Here is an 18648-nt window from a genome sequence, read left to right on the forward strand (position 1 = left end):
TCAGCGGTCGCGGGGTGTGTGCCGCCCCACGACTTCGGTCGCGAGATCGACGAGTTCGGTCACGGTCAGCATCGTATGGACACGGCCGTGCCAGTTGACCTGGACTTCGCCGAGGACACTGTTCACGTACCAGGCTGCTGCGTACATCCGGTCCCCGGAGGGAGTAGCGGTCTTCGCCTCGTCCACGAGACGAACCGTGTCGGTGAACATGCGGGACATGTTGAGTAGTGCGATCCACGGCTGGAGACGAAGGGGAATGTTGTCCATATGGCCGCCGCTGCCCGGGTCGCGCTGCCAGAGGATCGCCGCTTCGTAATCGGCGGGACCATAGACCATGAGGCCGGGGTCGACGATTTTGATCGCGCCGAGGGGAGTCCGGATGAAATTACCCTTCGTCTGATCCCCGTGCAGGAGCCGGAACCGCTGAGATCTGATGACGGGAACAAACACCTCCAACCCTGCCGTCAGCCGCTCGGGGAAGCCCATCCTGTCGAACATCGCACGGTACACGGGAATTGTGCGGAGATAGTGGTAGCGCTGCTCGTAATGTTCGGTCAGCATGCGGAAGAAGCCGACCGAGTCCTCGGGGTAGTTATCGGGCAGCGGCAGCAGCTCCTGGGGTACCGTGACCCGGCCGAGCAGGCCGTGAATGGCGAGCACCGCTTCCGCCATGTCCCGGCCGGTCAGAGTATGCACGGGCTCACCGTGGATGCGGCGCTGGATTTCGAAGACCGTACGGCCCCGTTCGTCCAGTTCGGCATACAGCACCTGCTGAAAGGGAGAATCGATATCGTCCGGTATCGCCTGAGCGATCGCCTGCAGCGTACGGTGCTCGTGCGGCCACAGCACGAAGTCCATTGGCAGATCGTTGTTTTCCCGGTGGATCAGAACCGCGAAGTCGCCGAACAGGTAGACGTCTTTGTAATTGCCCCGCATGGTCCGGCCGTCCCGGACCGCCATCTCCCGCAGTGCGCCGGCCTCCTCCGGTGTCATCCGGACTCCTTCGGTGCCGCCCAGATGACGGTAGGCTCCAACCGGACGTAGGACCCGCGGCATCCGCTGCTGCGGGGCGCCGTCGGCGGGCTTCCGCGGCGGGCGACTTCCGATCGTCCGCAGATCGAGCTCCACCGGCGGGCGGCGCTGCGTCATATCCGCCTCGAAATTTTCCGCATACTTCGGTAGCTCACCCAGCCGTTCGCGAATATGCTCCGTCGCTACCCGGCCGGGAGACTGTTTGTGTGTGTTGCGGAGAGATTCCGACGCTTCGTCACCGAACAGCTGCACGATATGGCTCAGCCAGGGCGCCAGGTGCTCGGCAACTTCCTCTTCCCGGCGTGCCGCCACCTCGAGAGCCGAGTCTCCGGTCCGGGTCTGCTCATCCACCGGCGAACCCCGCTGCAGCCGCAGTACCTGCCGGACCCAGGCGGCCGCCATGCTGTCGGTCCGCTGCGGTGCCAGCCAGATCGTCGTCGTAGCCCAGTCGACAAGTGATTCACCGACGTACGGCTCCAATCGCAGGCGCTCTTCCTCGGGCAGCCGCTGTTCTGCGGGATCCACCTCGTGCTCGGTGAGCAGGCGCGTACGCGCCATTGCCGCATCGAGCATCGTGCGTACCTCTTCGGTCCGCATTCCCAACTGTCCGCCGAGTGCCCGAGCTCCGTGCTCGGCAAACCCGCGCACACGTTCCTGCCATGAATCGCGGCCGGGGAAGAACTCCGGTCGCGGTTGCAGGGACCGGTCGGCAGTTCCCGCCCGTGCGATTCCCCGTGGTGCACGGTGCGGCTGCTCCGCGGTGTCCTGGTCCGGAGTCTGCCGAAGGCTGTCGAGTACGGCCCGCCGGTGATCGGATACGGCGATTCCGGCCTGCTCGTCACCGGTGACGATATCGGCCACCAGTTCCCGGAACAGCCGCTCTTTTTCGCCGCGGAGCCAGTTCATGATGAGTTCGAGCGGTTTGGTGGCCGTCACGATATCGCGGTGCATCAGGGCCTGGAACAACCGGTCGGCATGCGTCGCCTTGTCGGCGAACTGCCGGTCGACCCAGGCCTGGCCCAGGCCGTTGACCGTACCGGCGCCGAGATATGCCAGGTCCGCGGTGCCGTATCCGCCTTCGCCGCGACCGGCGAGTGCCCGGTTCGAGGCGGCGCTGCCCTCCGCCACCGCCGCGTCGGATCCGCGTCCGCGGGCGGACACCTCGCCGAGCGGCGATCCATGCCATACCGCGAACCAATCGGTGAGCAGCCGGCGCAGCGTATCGGGCTCGGCGGGGTCGTACACGATGTAGGTATCCACGTCGGCGTATGCGTCGGGATTCGGCCGCACCACGGTACCGGCGCCCGGAATGCCGGGTACGATCTGCACGATCTCCCGGCGCGGTGGCAATTTGCCGGGGCGCGCGATATTCAGCTGGACGACACCCGAGGTGCCCAGGCGGATCAGTTCTTCGGCGTACTCGTCGTCGGCCACCGCTTGTTCCAGCACAGCCAAGGCGGCGTCGACCTGTTCCCACGGCGACCGGGCGAGGGTCGCGGCGAGGCCGGCCCATTTGTCGGCGAGGTCGCGCGACCGCGGTTCGTCCGGATGTGCACCGGCCCGCTGTCGCAGCCGGGCCACGGCACCACGGATGTCGTCGTAGGTCTGCAGGAGCGAGCGTTCCCAGGCATCGCTGACCGCGCGGGCGGTGGGCCCGGGCTGGAAGGCACCCGCCCGGTTGTTCACAGTGCGTTGCTCGTCGGCCGCGTTGACGATCACGCCGAGGCCGTCATTGGCCACGGTGATCGCACCGTTCGTGAGTGCCTGGAGGGCGATCGCGGGATCGCCGCCGGACAAGGCGATCAGGCCGGGAGTCACATCCTGACCGAGGGCGCGTAACGCGCCCCGTTGCACCAGCTGCGCTACCGGCACTCCGTGCATCACTCGCTCACGAGCGAGTAGATCGTCGAGGGTGCGGCGTAGTTTCGCCAGCTCGGTCTCCGATACCTGCCGTCGCCACTGTGCCGGCAGCCGGATCTCGACGAGCCGTTCCCGGTGCTGCTCCCACCGCACTCCTCGGCCGAATGCCAATCCGCGGCGGTAGTCGGCACCGGCGATGTACACCAGTGGCAGGTGGTACTCCCGGTTGCTGTTGACCGAGATCGCGGCATACAGGACCAGCGGACGGCCGTCCTGCAAGGTCGTGCGGATGGTCGCCAGCAGCGCATCGCCGGCGCCGGCCGCCACCTCCTTCACTTCGACACCGGCTACCTCGGGCCGTTCGGTTGTACCGAGGTTTTCGCTGTCGAAAGCGCGGATCTCGTCGTGTTGCTCGGCCCACTCTCGGACCATGCCGGTCACCACGTCGAGGACGTCCTCACCGGCGGTGAGCATATTCGCCGATTCGGCGTCCGCCGAGACTCCGAACGGAGCCAGAACCTCTCGCTGCAGTTCGTACTGGGTTTGGAGCAGTTCGATCGCTTTCCAGCCCAGAACGATCCCCAGCCCGGTGGAGGTGTCGTACTGCATCCGTTGCTGCATGGCGTAGAAAACGTTTTTCATATGGTATTCGCATGCCGATTCGTTCATCAGCTCGCCGGGTATCGCGCCGAATTCACCACCGGCTCGGCCCAGGATCATCGCCGCGGCCAGGGGTTCGACACCCAGCGCGGTCGAGAGGGCCACGGTGGTCGGCGCATAGAGGGCGCCGTTGATGATTCCCGGTTGTTTTATCCGGGATCCCACGCCGGGAATATGGGCATACGCGCTACCGACGGTGGACAACGATTTATCCAGTTCCGTGAGAAACGTCTGCGCCAGTTGTTCGTCGGTGCGGTAGTACAGGTTCGGTGAAACGTTGATTGTGAGGTCGAATTCGTTGATTTTGCCGGTGTTGTGGAAGGTGATGTGCGTTTTCTCCACCGCGCCGACCTCGATTCGGTAGGACACGCTCACCTGCTTCATGAACCGGTTGCCGACCAGTGGGAAGACGAATCTGCCTTCCTCCTCCGGCAGCGCGGTGCCCCGCAACGGCTGCAGGTGCAGCTTCAACCAGCGCGACTCCGCCATCGACGCCGGCACCAGCAGCTGCCAGGTTCCCTCTTCCACCGCGCGCCGGAACCCACGCATCAGGTTCTCCGCCCGTTGCCCCAGGTCGGCTCGTTGCTCATCGGAAAGCTGTACGGTTTCCTCGGGCGGGCTGTACCGCAATGGGCTGCGGCCCAGTGCTTCCGCGACCGGGTTCAGCAGCTGTGCGGTCCGGTACTGGTCGGCGGAGATCTTCCGCGCGACCGGCGCCATACCACCTGCGGTCGCGGCGTCGTAGAGCTCGGCCAGCATCGTGCGCTGCATTTTCCGGTTGGCCGCCGCATATTCGGTAACCATTCCGAAGCCCTGGCGCACGACGCCGCCGATCAGCATGCCGGCCACCGGCCAGGGCAGGAACCCGATATCGAGGGCGGCCGACACTCCGGTTCCCGCGAGGATCCCGCCGCTCCCCGCGCCTACGGTGATCAGGTTGCCGCGCACCGTGGTGCCCGGTGGTGGCTGGCGGGGGACGTACTCCGCGATGAAACCGCGCAGGTGCGCGTCGAGCGCGGTGCGGATTTGTTCCCGGCCGGCGTTCTCGTCGATGACCAGGACGTATTGCTCCCGGTGAATCCACCAGCCCCGCACCACCGCATCGTCCGGCAGCTCGGCGGTGCGCAACTGCACAGTGGGCCCGGCTGTCCAGAACACGCGGTTGTAACGCCATGACCAGGAGAACACGGTGTCTTTCACAGGGTGCAGGGCACGCTGAGGATCCGGGTGCGGATACCGGTCGAGGTCATGCCAGAGTTCGGCCACCGGCGGCAGATCGGTCCATTCGGCCTGGGCCTTGGTGATCGTGCCGTACGGGGCGGCGATACCCCCGAGGTTCGCCTCGAGCATCCATTCGGTCGCATAGGCCAGCGACGGATTCGGATGCCGGCCGCGGTCACGGTATCCGTCGAGCCAGTCCAGCATCCGCGGGGTGAATCTCGTCAGCCGGTGGTCCTGTCCCGCCCGCAGGTACCGGATACGCCGTTCGGCCTCTTTTCCCGACACCGTGTTGAGCTGGAGACCGTAGTCCCACCCCACCACCGCACCGTCGATGATCCGCCGTGCGGAGCCACCGACCAGCCGGCGGATCCGGCCCTCGGCTTCGACGAGCTCCGTATGCCATCGGCGGATCTGCGCCGTGTTGGCGCCGACGTGGGCCCGGAACTCCTCCGCCCACCGTAGGTCCGTCCCCAACGCCTCGTTGAGCTTGCCGGCCAGCCACTTGTTGTAGGAGATCTCGTCGGCCAGTGCCATGAGGCCGGGTAAGTCCTCGGTGAGGCCCGGCCATTGATACTTCCCGCCGCGGCGACCGATCAGACCGGCAATCGTATGGCCTGGGAATTCCAGACCGCTTTCGGCGGCGAGTGCCTTGGTCTGGCCGCGGGTACTGCCCCCGAGCCCGGTGAATTCGCCGTCGGTCCGCAGGAAGAAATAGTCGAGTTCTCGTTCTCCGGCTTCTTCGAGAGTCTTCTGGTGTTCCATCTGCCAGCGACTTTCGGTCGTCCGGTCGCGTCCCGCCTGGCTGTCCAGATAGCGGATGAAACCGTGGTCGTTGACCACGTTGAGGATGTGTCCGTCGTGGTTATGGGTGGCGGGGAGGTATGCGAGCATGCCGCGGGCAAGGTGACCGCCCGCGATCAGCTCCCGCTCCAGCTCGGATCGGTCGGTCACCCGGCGGAACTGCGTGGCGTATCGGGTATCGAGGAATGGTGCGCGCAATCGGTCGCCCTGGAAAACGAAGCCGGACCAGCCCGGGCCGGACGCCGCGATGTAGTTCCCGCCACCCAGATTCAAATCCGTGACGAGAGCGCAATCGGCGCAGTTCCCCTGCTCCTGGTCGCCATCGCCTCTCAACGGATTGGACTCGCGGATCAGGTCCAGAAGTGGGTCCGCACCTCGGTGCCGGGGCGAGTTCGTATCCAGGAAACGCCCGGCAAGGTCGGCCAGGGCAGTGATCGCGGAGGGTTCACCCGTCGTCTGTTTCCTGCGCGCGCCCAGATCCCGCAGGTCCGCCAGCGGTGCGTCGCCGGACGATTCGTGCCAGTAGTAGGCCGGTTCGTCCAATCCGAGCAGGTGGTAGAGCCGTCCGTCCGCGACCTGTTGTCTGCGGTACAACGATGTGCGCTCGTCTTCGGTGATTCCCCCGGCCATGGCCTCGCGCAGTTCCCGGTCGAATCTGATCCGAAGCCCGATCCAGGCGGGGAGTTGCTCGATTTCGGTGCGGCCGGCCGCGGCGGATCGGGCCTCCTCGGGCATGGCCCGCCACTCGTTGTGGAACAGGTTCAGCGCCTGCCACAGGTATTCCTGGCTTTCCAGTTCAGCGGGCTCGAGGCCGACCGCCCGGGCGAACTCCGCGCGAGCACGGTCCGCGCTTTCCGGAGAGCCGGCCGGTGGATTCGCCGGGTGCGAATCGTATGACGTATCCGCACCGGTCTCGGCGCTGTGCCGACCGGAGCCGATGGCGGTAGCAGGCTCGGCGGAGGAGCGAGATGCCTGTGGATCGTGCGGCCGCGACCCGATGGACGCCTCCGGCTGTCCGTCGCCATGCCGGCCGGACGCCGCGATCTCGCGGTCGAAACGTGCCTGCCATTGCGCATCGGTCTCGCCGTTCGGCAGCGGATAGGTGGTGCCGTCCGTCAGATCGGCGAGGCGCTGCGCCAGGCCCTCGAGGTAGGCGTCGAGGAGGCCCGGCCAGGCGTCGTCGTCGAGTTCGTCGGCCCGGACCTGCAACAGCTGCCCGTGCAGATGCAACTCGACGAAGCCGTCCAGGATGTCGATCTGGCGCAGCATGCGGTCGTCGCGCCGGAAAAAGGGGTCGGCCCGCAGATCGGCGACAACTGCCCGCCAACCCTGCGGAGTGTCCTGTTCGGGGCGGACGCCGAACCGGTACGCAACGTCGTCGCGGAGCTCTTCGAGCAGACGCACGGTGCCGGCGAGCGTGGTGCGCGGCGGTTCCGGCGGTTCCAGAGAGTTCTGGAACCGCACGAAATGGGAGACAACGTCCGCATACCAGGATTGCCGGTCTATCCGCTCGAACGCCGCCTTCGCCTCCATGATCGCTTCCCGGACCGAATCCAGTTCCTCCGGCGGAAAGAAGAGGGTTCCGTCGAACAGTTTTGCGATCGGAAAATCGAGTTCCGGTTGCAGGAAGGAGTTGCTGAAATCGATCGGTACCAGATGCACACCGTGGTCGACGCCCAGGTTCTCACCTTCGAAACGGTCCCACGTCCGAAGGAGTTGCTCCGCCAGTACCAGCCGCCGCCAGCCCGGCGTGTGCTTGAACCTCCGCACGGAGGAAATATCCATGGGGTAATCGATTACGTCGGGCACATAGCCGATCAGCAGAGCGAGCCCGCGCGCGTCCCGCCGCAGCAGCGGTGGAGCGGGGGAGCCGGCCAGCCGGGAGATCAGGTTTCCCAGTTCCTCGGCGTCGGCCTGGTCGATATCGCGGACGGTCTTCTCGATAACCCGGAAGCCGTTGGGATAGGTGAGGAGCACAACTTGTTCCGACATCGTCGAGTCGCCGGAATCGTGTTTGAGAACCCTGCGTCCGGCGACACCGGATGCTTCCGCTTCGGCCACCTTCTCTTCGAACGGCCGTTCGTCGACAAGATCCTTCATCCACGCGATGTCGTCCGGATCGAGGTAGTACTTCAGGCCCGATTCCGGCTCGTCGTGGACGCCGGAAATCGTTTCGACGGTTACCCGGCCGTCCCGGCCGACCTGCACATGCCAATGGTCGATCGGAATACCGTCCACCGCCGCCATCTCCCGCACCGCGGGAGCCACCGCGCCGAGGAGCTCCTGCTGATCCCGCAGCGGTGAGGCCACCACGATCCGCAGGGAACCGTCGCTGCCGTGGAAGAGCCCGATACCGCGTTCGAGTCTGCGCGCTCCCGCCGCTGCCAGGACATCGTCGGCCGCCAGCACCGCCAGTGCCACACGTACCTCGTCGACATATCTGCGCCACGCATCGATATGGCCGCGTACCAGATCGAAGGTGTTGTGGACCGCGACAACTGCCGCATCGTCGGCGAGCACCTGGCCCGCTACGCGATCGAGAACGCGACGTCGCAGGACGGCATCCAGCCGGCGGGTCTGGATTTCGGTCAGCTGCCGGATTCCGTGGGCGATTCGGTCGGTGTCTTCCCGATACAGGTGCGTGAGGTCGATACCGAGCTCATCCGCTCGCCGCAACGCCTCGGCGGCCACTTCGGCGGCCTGCTCCTCGGAGCGTTCCAAGGCCCGCCGCGCGCTGGGCGCCGGCTCGCGCGATTGGGCTATCGGCCGACCGCCCGCATCAACGGGTGTGGGCCTCTTGCCACCGTGCGGCCCTCCGCCGCCGTCCCATTCGCGTCCGTTCTCGTCGTGGTGGAAGCCCAGGGCCAGATCGAGATCGGGCCGGCCGGCGAAGGACTTGCGTCCACGACGCACCGGGAGGCCGAGTGCGTCGGCGCGGTCGACTTCGTGGAAAGCGATCGGCCCGGGGCGCGGGCCAGGACCTCCAGCGGGGCGTGGACCGGAGGAGGAGACCGACGGTACCTCGGCTATGGGCGCGGCCTCGTCGAGTTCGAACCAGAGCGCCTCGTAATCACCCGAGACCGTTCTGCCCGACCGCTGCGACCGGGCTTTCAGCAACTCGAGCGCCGTCTCGCCGGACACCGACTCACCTTCGCGGGTCACCGATGCCGACTCCGCCACACGGCCGGCTGCTTCGACACGCAGCACCCGAGCGCCCGGATTGCCGGTCACCCGGACCAACAGTATGCCCCCGTGTCCGGCATCGACGAATCTGGTGCCGTATTCCGACGCCAGCCATCCAGCGGTTTCCGCCTGTGCGGCCGGCCAGTCCTGCAACAGGTCTCGGACATGTCTCCGTGCCTCGGCCACGGATTCCGGACCACTGAGGAGCAGTTGCGTCGGTGGTGCCTCCCGAACAGACGTCCCGGGCGCGCCCCCCGGAACGGAGGCGTCGGAGTCACCGGCGTGCGGCCGATGCCCCGGCTTCGGCTGCCCGTCCTGTCGAGCCCCGGCGTGCGGGTTCACGGGTTCTCGGATACCGGACGGTTCGACATCGGCCGGGGGAGGGATCGTAGCTTCGGTATCCGGACCGGCGACGAATCGTGACTCCCACGGCGCGCGGTACGGTTCCCGCTGGTGCGCCGGTCCGGCCCCGTCCTCGATCCGGGCCGCCCAGTCGCCGAGCTCCTGGTAGGTGATTCCCCACCGCACCGCGTCCACAACATAGGCCGGATGGGTCGGATCGGCCGGATTCTCGTAGTCGGCCTGGACGGACGCCTCTGCCCAAACTTCTATTTCGCTGACCAGGTCCGCACGCGCGGTCCCGTCGACGGACCGGGCGTAGCGGCTCAGCTGGGACAGCCAATCCGGGTAGGAATCGGTCACCAGACCGCGATCGGCGAAATGCCGGTATGCCTCTGTCAGCAGTCGATTGATCCGGATTCCGACGAATCGATCATCGATATTGTGGAACACATGGTGGAGTTCGTGCTTGGCCAGGGCTTCCAGCAACTTGTGCCGGCCGCCCGACCGGAAATCGGTCTCCTGCGAGATCCATGCCTCCAGACCTGTACGGGTCAGCTTGCGGTAGTTCACATTCATGGTCCGAGCCCGGGCATCGGCAAGCCTGGACTCGCCCAGGTCGGAAACAGAAATATTCTTCAGTGGGAGCCGGAGATCGGGGCGGAACCGTTCGACGAGCGCGATCTCCTCTTCGATCGTCCCGAAGAATCGCCGCGCCACGCTGATCGGTATCGATTCGTCGACGCCGTGAACCGTGATTCCGGTTCGTGCGGTGAAACCCTCGATGTAGGCGACCGTCGCATCCGGGCGCTGCGGCTTCGACGCGGGTTCGCCGGCGGCCCCTTCGCGGGACATCGGGTCGCGCTGCGGCGCCGACCACGGCGTCGCGCTGGGCCCGGGTTCCGGCGCTGATACGTCGGCCGACCGGCCTGCCACAGTGGGTGGGTGGCCGGGTTCGGAAAATGTCACGTCGACGATGCTGTGTTCACCGTATGGACCCAGCAGGTGGTTGACGGTCACCTCGGTGAACCCCAGCGCACCGGCCATCTTGCCGGTGAAAGTCCGGCGGGCGGCATCTTCGGGGGAGAGCTGGAGATCCTGCAGGTACGCGTTGAAGGTGTCGATGTTGTCGGTGTGGCTGTCGCCCGCCGACCACGGAGCGCGGATCGCGCGCACATGGGGCCCGATCTCGGACATCATGTCCCGGAACATCTGTTGGCCGGACGGCGTGCCCTCCGCCGCGCCGATCTGGAACAGGAGAACACCGTCCTGGTCCACCCATCCGTGGATGCCGTCGTGGTCGCCGGCGCGGTAGGTGTTCGAATACGTGGCGATCGCGGTATCGGCGCGGCGAGCCAGGTACTCGGCGGGTGTTTCCGACGCGGGGACGAGCTGCCGGGAGAAGTAGCGGTTGCTCCACACCGCGAGTGCCTCGGTGCGGGCCGATTGCGGTGCGCTCCGGGAGCTCGACACCTCGGGGGGATACAGCTTCGCCAAGGTCGACCACACGTTCTCCGGCAACGGTCCGGCGATGGTGCGGGGTGCATCGAAATCCAATGCCGCTGCCGCCCGGGCAGGCCGGTCGGGGATATCGCCGGAGAAGTGCTCAGGAAACCTGTCGGAGTCGTATCGGCCGAGCAGTCGGCCCAAAGCCTGTTCCGCCTCGGCCCGGTCCGCCGGATCCACCGGCGTATACACCAGTGCACGCGTCTGCCCGGGAGCCTCCGGCCCCGGTACGAATTCATGGATGATGCCGTCATCGGTGTCCGGATCGCGCACCTCCACGACTCGGCGTCCGTCGTAGACGAGCGTTCTGGCGCGTTCCACACCATCGATGAGTTCGAGCACCACCGCGCTCTGTCCAGGAAGGCCGTTACGTATCAGCAGCTCGGCGATCTGATCGGCGGTACCGAGGTCACGCAATTCGGCGCCCGGTGCAGTGAAGGCCGCGTGCGCTTCCTCGGACAGTGCGCTCAGATCCCGCGGCGGTTCGTTACGAGTGCCGTCGCCTTCGCCGTCGTTGCCGCTCTGTACAGGTTCGGCCGGGTCCCCGCGCGTCGCGATCGGTGTCGCGCGGTGGCGGTCCGGGTCCCTGGGAGCTGCGCCGATGACGTCGGCGATGAACGGCACTCGGGCGACCGCCGCCGGTGGATGCCGCCGCAGTACGACTTCGCGCACCGTCTGTGCGAATCCCTCGGTTTCCGGGTGGTTGCGTCGCCGCAGATAGCCCCCGAAGTCGTAGTCGCCGGCAAGTAACTCGGTTGTGGTCGATACGAAGTGCCACAGTGCGTCGTCGGCCGGTGCGGACCTGCCGGTGCGGCGGTGGAGGTGGGTGCGCAGGGCGCGGTCGAGGATATCGGGCGCGGCATCGGCGGGTGCGGCCAGTGCCTCCGCGACGACGGAAATGAACCATCGGCCGATGTGGTCTTCCGGCGAGGACGTGTCGCGGAAGCTGTCGCGCAGTTGGGTGGCGTGGCGAAGTTGATAGGGCTCGATCCAATGGTTCAGGAAGCGTTCGTACACCGCCCGGCAGGCGATCTCGGGTAGCAGGCTGTCACCGGCGAACCGCGCCCGGAAATAGGCAGGCTCGTCCCGGGGCAGGGCTCGGCAGCCCGGATAGTTCGCCCCGTACACCCCATTTCTGGGGATGGGATCGAAATGGCCGAATTCGGCCGGTGTCAGGAATTGCCGGGTCAGGTCGCGGTCCTTTTGGAGTATCGGTCGCGCTGCGATCATCGCAAGGTAGGTGTACTGCGCGATCTCGTCCAGGGAGAGCTCACGCTGGAGACGGCCGATGGTGCTGGAACGTCGTGCGCTATCGGGGCCGCTGGGCTGTTCCGGCGTATCGACCGGCATGGTCCGGTACTTGTAGAGGTGCAGTATTTCGTTCGGTGTCAGCGGTCGGCTCTGCTCGATGAGCAGCGGCCCCGGACCGGCGTTGGGCAGGCCGGCAACTATTTCCGCCTCCAGCGCCGCACCCGAGAAGGCGGCGAGCATGCTCAGGCGGGGACTGCGTTCCCGCAGCCAGTTCAGCTGCCAATCCCAGTATTCGGGGCTGTCGATCCAATCGCTTCCGTGCTGTTCGCCCTCGGCGATGCGCAGCAGGTCATCGATGTAGGCGAAACTCGGGCCGAGGCCGCGCAATTCCGCGGCGAGTTCACCGATCTGCGGTACATACAAGGTAGCGGCCGCCGGATACGTGCGCTGTGCGTCGGCGTCGGCGCCGGGAACCGGCTTGCTACCGATCCGGCCGGTATCCCGGGTTGCCGCCGTCCCGGACTCAGGTTCGTCCGCCGCGCGCGTGCTGCCCATTTCGAGCCGGGTGGACAGTGGCTGCAACCCGATACGATCACGTGTTCGTTCCGGCGCATCGGCGCGATCGGTGGGGTTGCGCTGCTGCCACGGGGTGGGAGCCGGGGCTGCGGTGTTGTCGTGATTGCCGGTGCTGCGGCCCGGTCTTGCGCCGATCGTATCGGTGGGGGCCCACGGGGACGAGGCGGGCTGCGGGCCGGTGTCGAAGTCCGGGGGGAGCTTACCCACCCACTCCTCGGCCAGCGAACGCGCCCACTGTTCGACGGCGTACTGGTTTCCGCCCGCTGCGGCGGCTGTGGTTCGCGCGTCGTCGTGGTGCACGAAAAACCGTTCGTACCGCCGCCGCATCGGCTCGGAAAGGCTTTCGGCCAACGGACGCAGGATCTCCGGGGCGGATTCCTGGATCCCGCGGATCGCTGCTACCGCTTCCGCGCCGATGAGCAACTCTCTGCCCGACAGCAAGGTGTTCAGGCGCACTGCGATCCGGCGCTGGTGATTGGTCAGTGAGTCCACCGATCGATTCAGTGCCGCCGCGAGTTCGCGGACCGGCTCCTTGTCGACGAAGACCCTGGTGGCGACTTCCCTGTCCGCTTCCGGCAACTTCGGGATGAGCTCCGCGAGCTGCGCCCGTGGCGCCGCTCGCACGACCGAGAGCGCGGAGGGTTCACGCCGCGGCGCCGCGGCCGGTGCCTGCCGCGGCGCGCTCACCGCTGGAACCGGCGACGAACGCGGGCCCGGCGCGGCATCGGAATAGTCGACGACGACACCGGAGCGGATCGGCCGGTATCGGAGCTTGTGGGCCGCAGCCCGGACTGCGTCCCGGATGGCACTATCGCCCACGGGTTGATCGGCGAGAATCTTCGCGACCATCGGCCGCGGTACGCCGCTTTCCCGCGCGATGTCCTCGTGTGTGGCCCGGCGCAAGATGCCGCCGTCGGTGTACCGGGCTGCGGTACCCGGCGGCAGCATCCCGGCCACCCGGGCGGCGACCCGACCGATAGCACGACCGGCCGAGGAGAGGGTCCGGCCCTGCGCGAGCGCCACCGCGTCGGCCGGCTCACCACGCACGAAATAACGGTCGAATACATCCAGCTGGTCCGCAGCGTCTTCCGCGAGCTGATCGCGGCAGCGCTGCAACAATTGCGGTTCGGCAGCCGCAACCGCCTCCACCAGCAGGGTGGTCTTTCCGCCACTGGTGTAGGCGGTTTCGGCAGTGGCCGCGTCGGCCAACCGGGCCAGCCGCGTCGTCGCCTCGTCGAGTGTTCTCCCGGTCCGGGCGTCGGTCCCGAAGGCGCGCACCATGAGCTCGTACATCGAAGTCGCGCGATAGTAAGCCGATGCGGTGGTGTGCGCATCGACGAGTTGCGTGTGCAGATGGGCCAACCGAGTGGATGCGTCCCGCAGAACCTGATCGTCCGGTAGCGATGCACTCACTGCAGCCAGGGCGTGCGCCGCTCGCTCGATGCTCGCCAGGCCGGCAGCGGTATCCCCCGTGTCGATCAGATGGTATTTCGCCATCATGAGCAGGTTCGGCAGGTAGGGCGCGGCCGCGGCGACCAATTCGGCCGTGGTGCGCGCGCGAGCGAAAGTAGCGGCCTGGCCGGGCAACAGCCGGAATGTTTCCACCAGCACGGGCGCGAAGCCGTGCTGCGCGCGCAGCACAAGGTACCGGTCGATCACCTCCGACCGGAAGCCGGTTTCCGCGCCTCGCGGATCCCACTCGATCGCGGACACCGCGGCGCGGACCGGTGCCCAGTGCGCTTCGGTCGCCACGGGTTCTTGCACGAGTGCGGTGCGCTCGGTCCAGGGAACCCGGGCAACGACCTCCTCCGAGAGGTGCGCCATCCGTCCGAATTGCATGGCAAGCTGGTGTAGTTCGGGAGCCAGGGCATGACCGGGACGGTCGGTCCGGGCGCCGGCACTGCCGCGTACTGCCGCGGCGGCGTCCGCGATCAAGCGTGCGGTATCGATATTTGCGACCAGGTATTGTGCGACGTCGAACAACGTGGCATAGCCGGAGTTGCTGTCGTGCGGCGGAATACCATCCGCGAGCCGGCGACTCGTCTCCGCGGCGAGTACGTTCAACACCCGGGCGGCACCGGCCGACTCGCGGGCCGTCGCTGGTAGCTCACCCCGCTGTAAACTCGCCAGTTCGGTGGTGACGGTCCTGTGTAGTGCGGACATCAGTCGCCGGGCGTCGCCGTCGGGCAGACCATGCACCCATGCATCCAGGGTGTCCGGCGTAGCGGCGATCAGGTCGGGAACGGCCTCGTGGAGCATTTCCACGAGTCGGCGTTCTGCGTCGGCTTCGGCGGCAGCTCGGTCGATTGCTGCTTCGCGGGCCGCCCGGCCGCGATCCCGTCGGCCGGGTGCGGCGGCTACTTCGCGAGTGTTGTTGCGAGTGCCGGGCCTCGCACTGGAGGCGATCCCCCGCAAGCCTTCGTCGAGCAATTGGGCAATCCGGGCGGGCGGTACGTCCAGCGCGGCCGCCACCCAGTCGGCACTGTGCCGATTCTTGATGCGTAACAGCACAGTCCGGCGTGGTAGGTCGTCGAGCTGCCGGAGGGCTTCCTGTAGCTCGCCCCTGCTCAACTCCGCGATACTCTGGGCCACCCGTTCGGAAGACCGCGAACCGTAACGATCCCGGTATTCCGCCGCGAGGCGCTCTCGAAAAGCAATGAATTCTTTGTATTTTCCGGCAACGGCTGCGGCAATGGCATCGAACCATGTGCCCGGCGACAGGTCCGGGATCTTGTCGATCTGGCGGGCGGCCTGGGCAAAGGTCTCCTCGGTCAGAACCTCGGCAGTGACCGAATCCCGGACCGCCGACGTGATCAGCCGCTGGACGGCCGCTCGGTGCCGTGCCCGCAACTCGTCGAACGCGGAAGCATCTCCTTCGCGGGCGGCCCTGGTCAGCGGCGCCGGGTCATCCTGGCTGCCCGCCGGCCGGGGCCGGGATGACGGAATATCCTCGGCCGGTTTCCCCTTGCCACTGCGTTTGCCGGGCTCCGGTCCGCCCGTGCCGCCGTTCATCGGCGCGGCGCCGTCGGGTGTGGGTGCTGCACCGATACGTTGCTGCCACGGGGTGGGAGCCGGTACCGCGGTGTTGTTGCGATCGCCGCTGGTGCGGTCCGGATCGGGGCGTGGCTGCTCGGCCTCGGGTGTGGTGCGTTTTGCGTTGGGCTCCGGGTGACCGGCGATTCTCTTTTTCCGGGGTGGTTCGCCGCGGTCTCGGTGGGGGAGGTCTTTGTGGATGTCTTCGAGAGTGCCGTCCTCGGTTCTGCGGAATTGGGCGATGTGGATTCGGCGGACTGTTTCGTAGGGGTGGGTGAATTCATCGGCGTCGATCCACCGGGCAATATGGAGTTTTTTCTCGCCGGATGATTTCGCGTCGGCGCGCTTGATGTTGGTGTCGTGAATGAACGCCTGGCCGGGGCCGGTATTGACGATCGTGAACACATGCTCGGTGTTGCCGCCGTCGTCGACCAGGACGTCGATCGTGTCGACCCCGGTTTGCTCCACATTCTTGACCTGGTCGATGAGCGGTCCGAACAAACCGGGGGTGCGCGGGGCCTGCGGGTCCGCTGTTTTGTCGGCGGTTTCGGTCGGGGGGTGGTATTCGACGAGTGTGCCCTTGGTGTATTTTTCGAGTGCTTTGTAGTTTCGTTTCCTGCCGCGGGGCGCGGTGGCGTCGTCCTTACCCAGCCCGTGCAGGATTCGGGCGGTCCGGTCGAGGCAGTCGTCGCGTAGTTCTTCCCACCACTGTTGGCGCACACCGTTTTCCAATGCGAGCGCGGCGGCGGTCGCGCCGGCGAACATACCGGCGGTGGCCAGGCCGGCACCGGTGCGGCCGAAGGTCGCTACGGCCGGGATCACCAGTGCGGAGCCGGCGATGGCACTGACCTGGTTGACTGTGTTGGTGATCGACCATCCCTGCCCGAGTCCGTCGCCGGTGAGATTACGCAGGTAGTAGGCGAAATCGATATTGTTGAGCATGACCGTGGCGCCGGTCGCCGCTACGGAGCCCGCGATTGCCCACTGATTGTCGGTGGCCGTCAGGGTGCCCGCCTGCAGCATCCAGCTACCGAAGGTGAGTCCCAGGGTTCGGTCTTTGATCCATTCTCGGAAGGATTTCCACGCCTTCAGCGCCGCGCCGCCCAATGCGCCGACTCCCGCGGCGGCCGCCACCATTCCGATACTCTGCGGCGAATAATTCGCCTCGTCCATCAACGCTGCCAGCTGCACCCAGATAGCGCTGCCGCCGATGCCCCAGGGAATGAGCAACCCCTGGTAGTAGCGCATGTATCGGTCGTTCCACATCGTGCGCGCCACCTCGCGCATCGAAGGTTGTTCGTCCTTTTCCGGGCTCGTATCGGGCAAGCCCCGCAGCGACCGCCAATTCGCCAAACCCGTTGCCGTGGTCGCCCATAACGGTGTGGCAGCGGAAATGCCGGTCATGATCGGCCAAGTGAATCTGCCGACCATACCGCTGGAATGACGGTCGATCATCATCAGGGTGTCAGCGGCTTTCCGCCCCTCCGGGGTGCTGATGAGGGAGGGACCGTAAGCCTGAACGCCGGCGTTGTACACCGCGCCGGTTGCCGCCATGACGGTCCCCGAGGCGATGAGTGCCTCGACGGTGCCGGGCAGACCGAACCCGGTATACAAGGCCGCGCCGCCGGCGGCCGCCGAACTGAGCAGCCCCGCCCGCATCATCCACTTACGCGCATCGCGGTCGACCAGCATGCCGCCCGGCAGCGTGGCCGCCAGTGCCGCGGCGCTCATCAGCGCATTGGCGGTGGCGGTCAGCTCGACCGAACCGGACGTCTGCTGGACGGCGTTGATCAGATACGTCGCCGCGCCGGCGCTGCCGGAGCCGGCAACGCCGGACCAGAGCGCGAATTTCGTGAGGTTCTTCTGCTCCTCCGTTCGTGCGGCCCGGCGTTCCCGGAGCCGCCGCAGCAGCGAACGACCGTCCGGGTCTCGCTGCGCCGGCCTGCTGCCGATGCTGTCCGGCCTGCTGCCGATGCTGTCGTTCCCGGCGCCGGTCCGATCGCGCGTACTGCCCGGTTTCCCGGTGCCGGAAGTAAGGTTCACCACCAAGTCGGGGGTGATTTCGGGCGGACCGAGGGTGGTGACGAAGTGGTGGATAACCCATTGCGGGCTGCCGACGACGGGACCGTTGATCTCGACATCGGCGAAGCCGACCGCGATCGCCTCGGCCGGGTCGAGTGTGTCCTTCGCCGGGTCGGTGAAGGCCGCCGCCGGTAGGCGCTGTAGCCATTGCTCGAACGGTTCGGTGATCAGGCGGGCGATGAACAGGTCGGCCCAGGCTTGTCGCAGCGTGTGCTCGACTTCCCGGTTGAGCCGTTGGCCGGCGGCAACGTCGATCGCGTGTGCGAATTCGTGGATCACATCGTCGCGATAGGGCCGTCCGCTGCTCGGATGAAAGCCGATATCGCGGTCTGTTGCATCGTCTTTCAGCGCCCGAGCCCGGTCGGCCACTCGGGATAGGTTCAGCTGCATCCATCCGGCCCGGGTGTTGCCCGCCTGTTCCGACATCTCGGCGTGGATCTGTTCGGAGCTGAGGAAATCGATGGCCAGACCGCGAATATCGGTCATGTGCGTGGCCGAACCGGGCGCGTACCGGTACCGGGTGAGCAGGTCGGCCAGCGTCTCGAGAATTTCCCGGACCGCGTCGACGGGCACCCGGGGGTGGTCGAAGCCGCTGAGGGTGAAGTACGGATGGTCGAGACTGAACTCTTCGACCAACCGTGCCTTGGCCTGCGCGTCAGCGCTCACTCCGCGGACGTGTGCCGCCTCGTCCGGTGTGTGTAGCGAGTGCCGCTCCGCACGAGTCAGCTCGGTGAGCACTCGCTGGTGGATGCCGGACAACGCGTCCTGCTGCGCGCTGAAGAAGATCTCTATCCGTGGCGCCAGCCGGGCCACCCGTTCCCGCATCGCGGTTATCGCCGACCGCGGGATCGAATGGTCCCGCCAGAGCGCGCGGTCGTCGACGATCCGGGTGAACTTGGCAGCGAACGGGCTCGGCGCGGCAGCTTCGGAGTCGATTGCCGCGCGACCACCGGTGACCTCGTGATCGGCACCGATACTCCAGTGGAGCGCGCCGCGCCGGGTCCCGGTGACCGCGTCCAACAGTCCCAGCAGCTCACCAGACGGCGAATCCAGATACCCGCGATCGACAGGACCGAGCGCCACGCGCATCGCATCCGCCGGATC

Annotated in this window: 1 protein-coding gene (only partly in view); it reads right to left on the bottom strand. The window is 66.8% G+C overall.

Going from position 1 to position 18648, the window contains the following annotated elements:
* Nucleotides 1-18648, bottom strand: the 3' portion of a protein-coding gene (locus tag ACQEVO_RS35030) for a toxin glutamine deamidase domain-containing protein (protein ID WP_432921711.1). 8979 nt of this gene lie beyond the right edge of the window; only the last 18648 of its 27627 coding nucleotides appear in the window; its start codon lies off the right edge, out of view; it ends in the stop codon at nt 1-3.

The organism is Nocardia sp. CA-290969 (assembly GCF_050936135.1).
In the GTDB taxonomy this organism is placed as follows: Bacteria; Actinomycetota; Actinomycetes; order Mycobacteriales; family Mycobacteriaceae; genus Nocardia.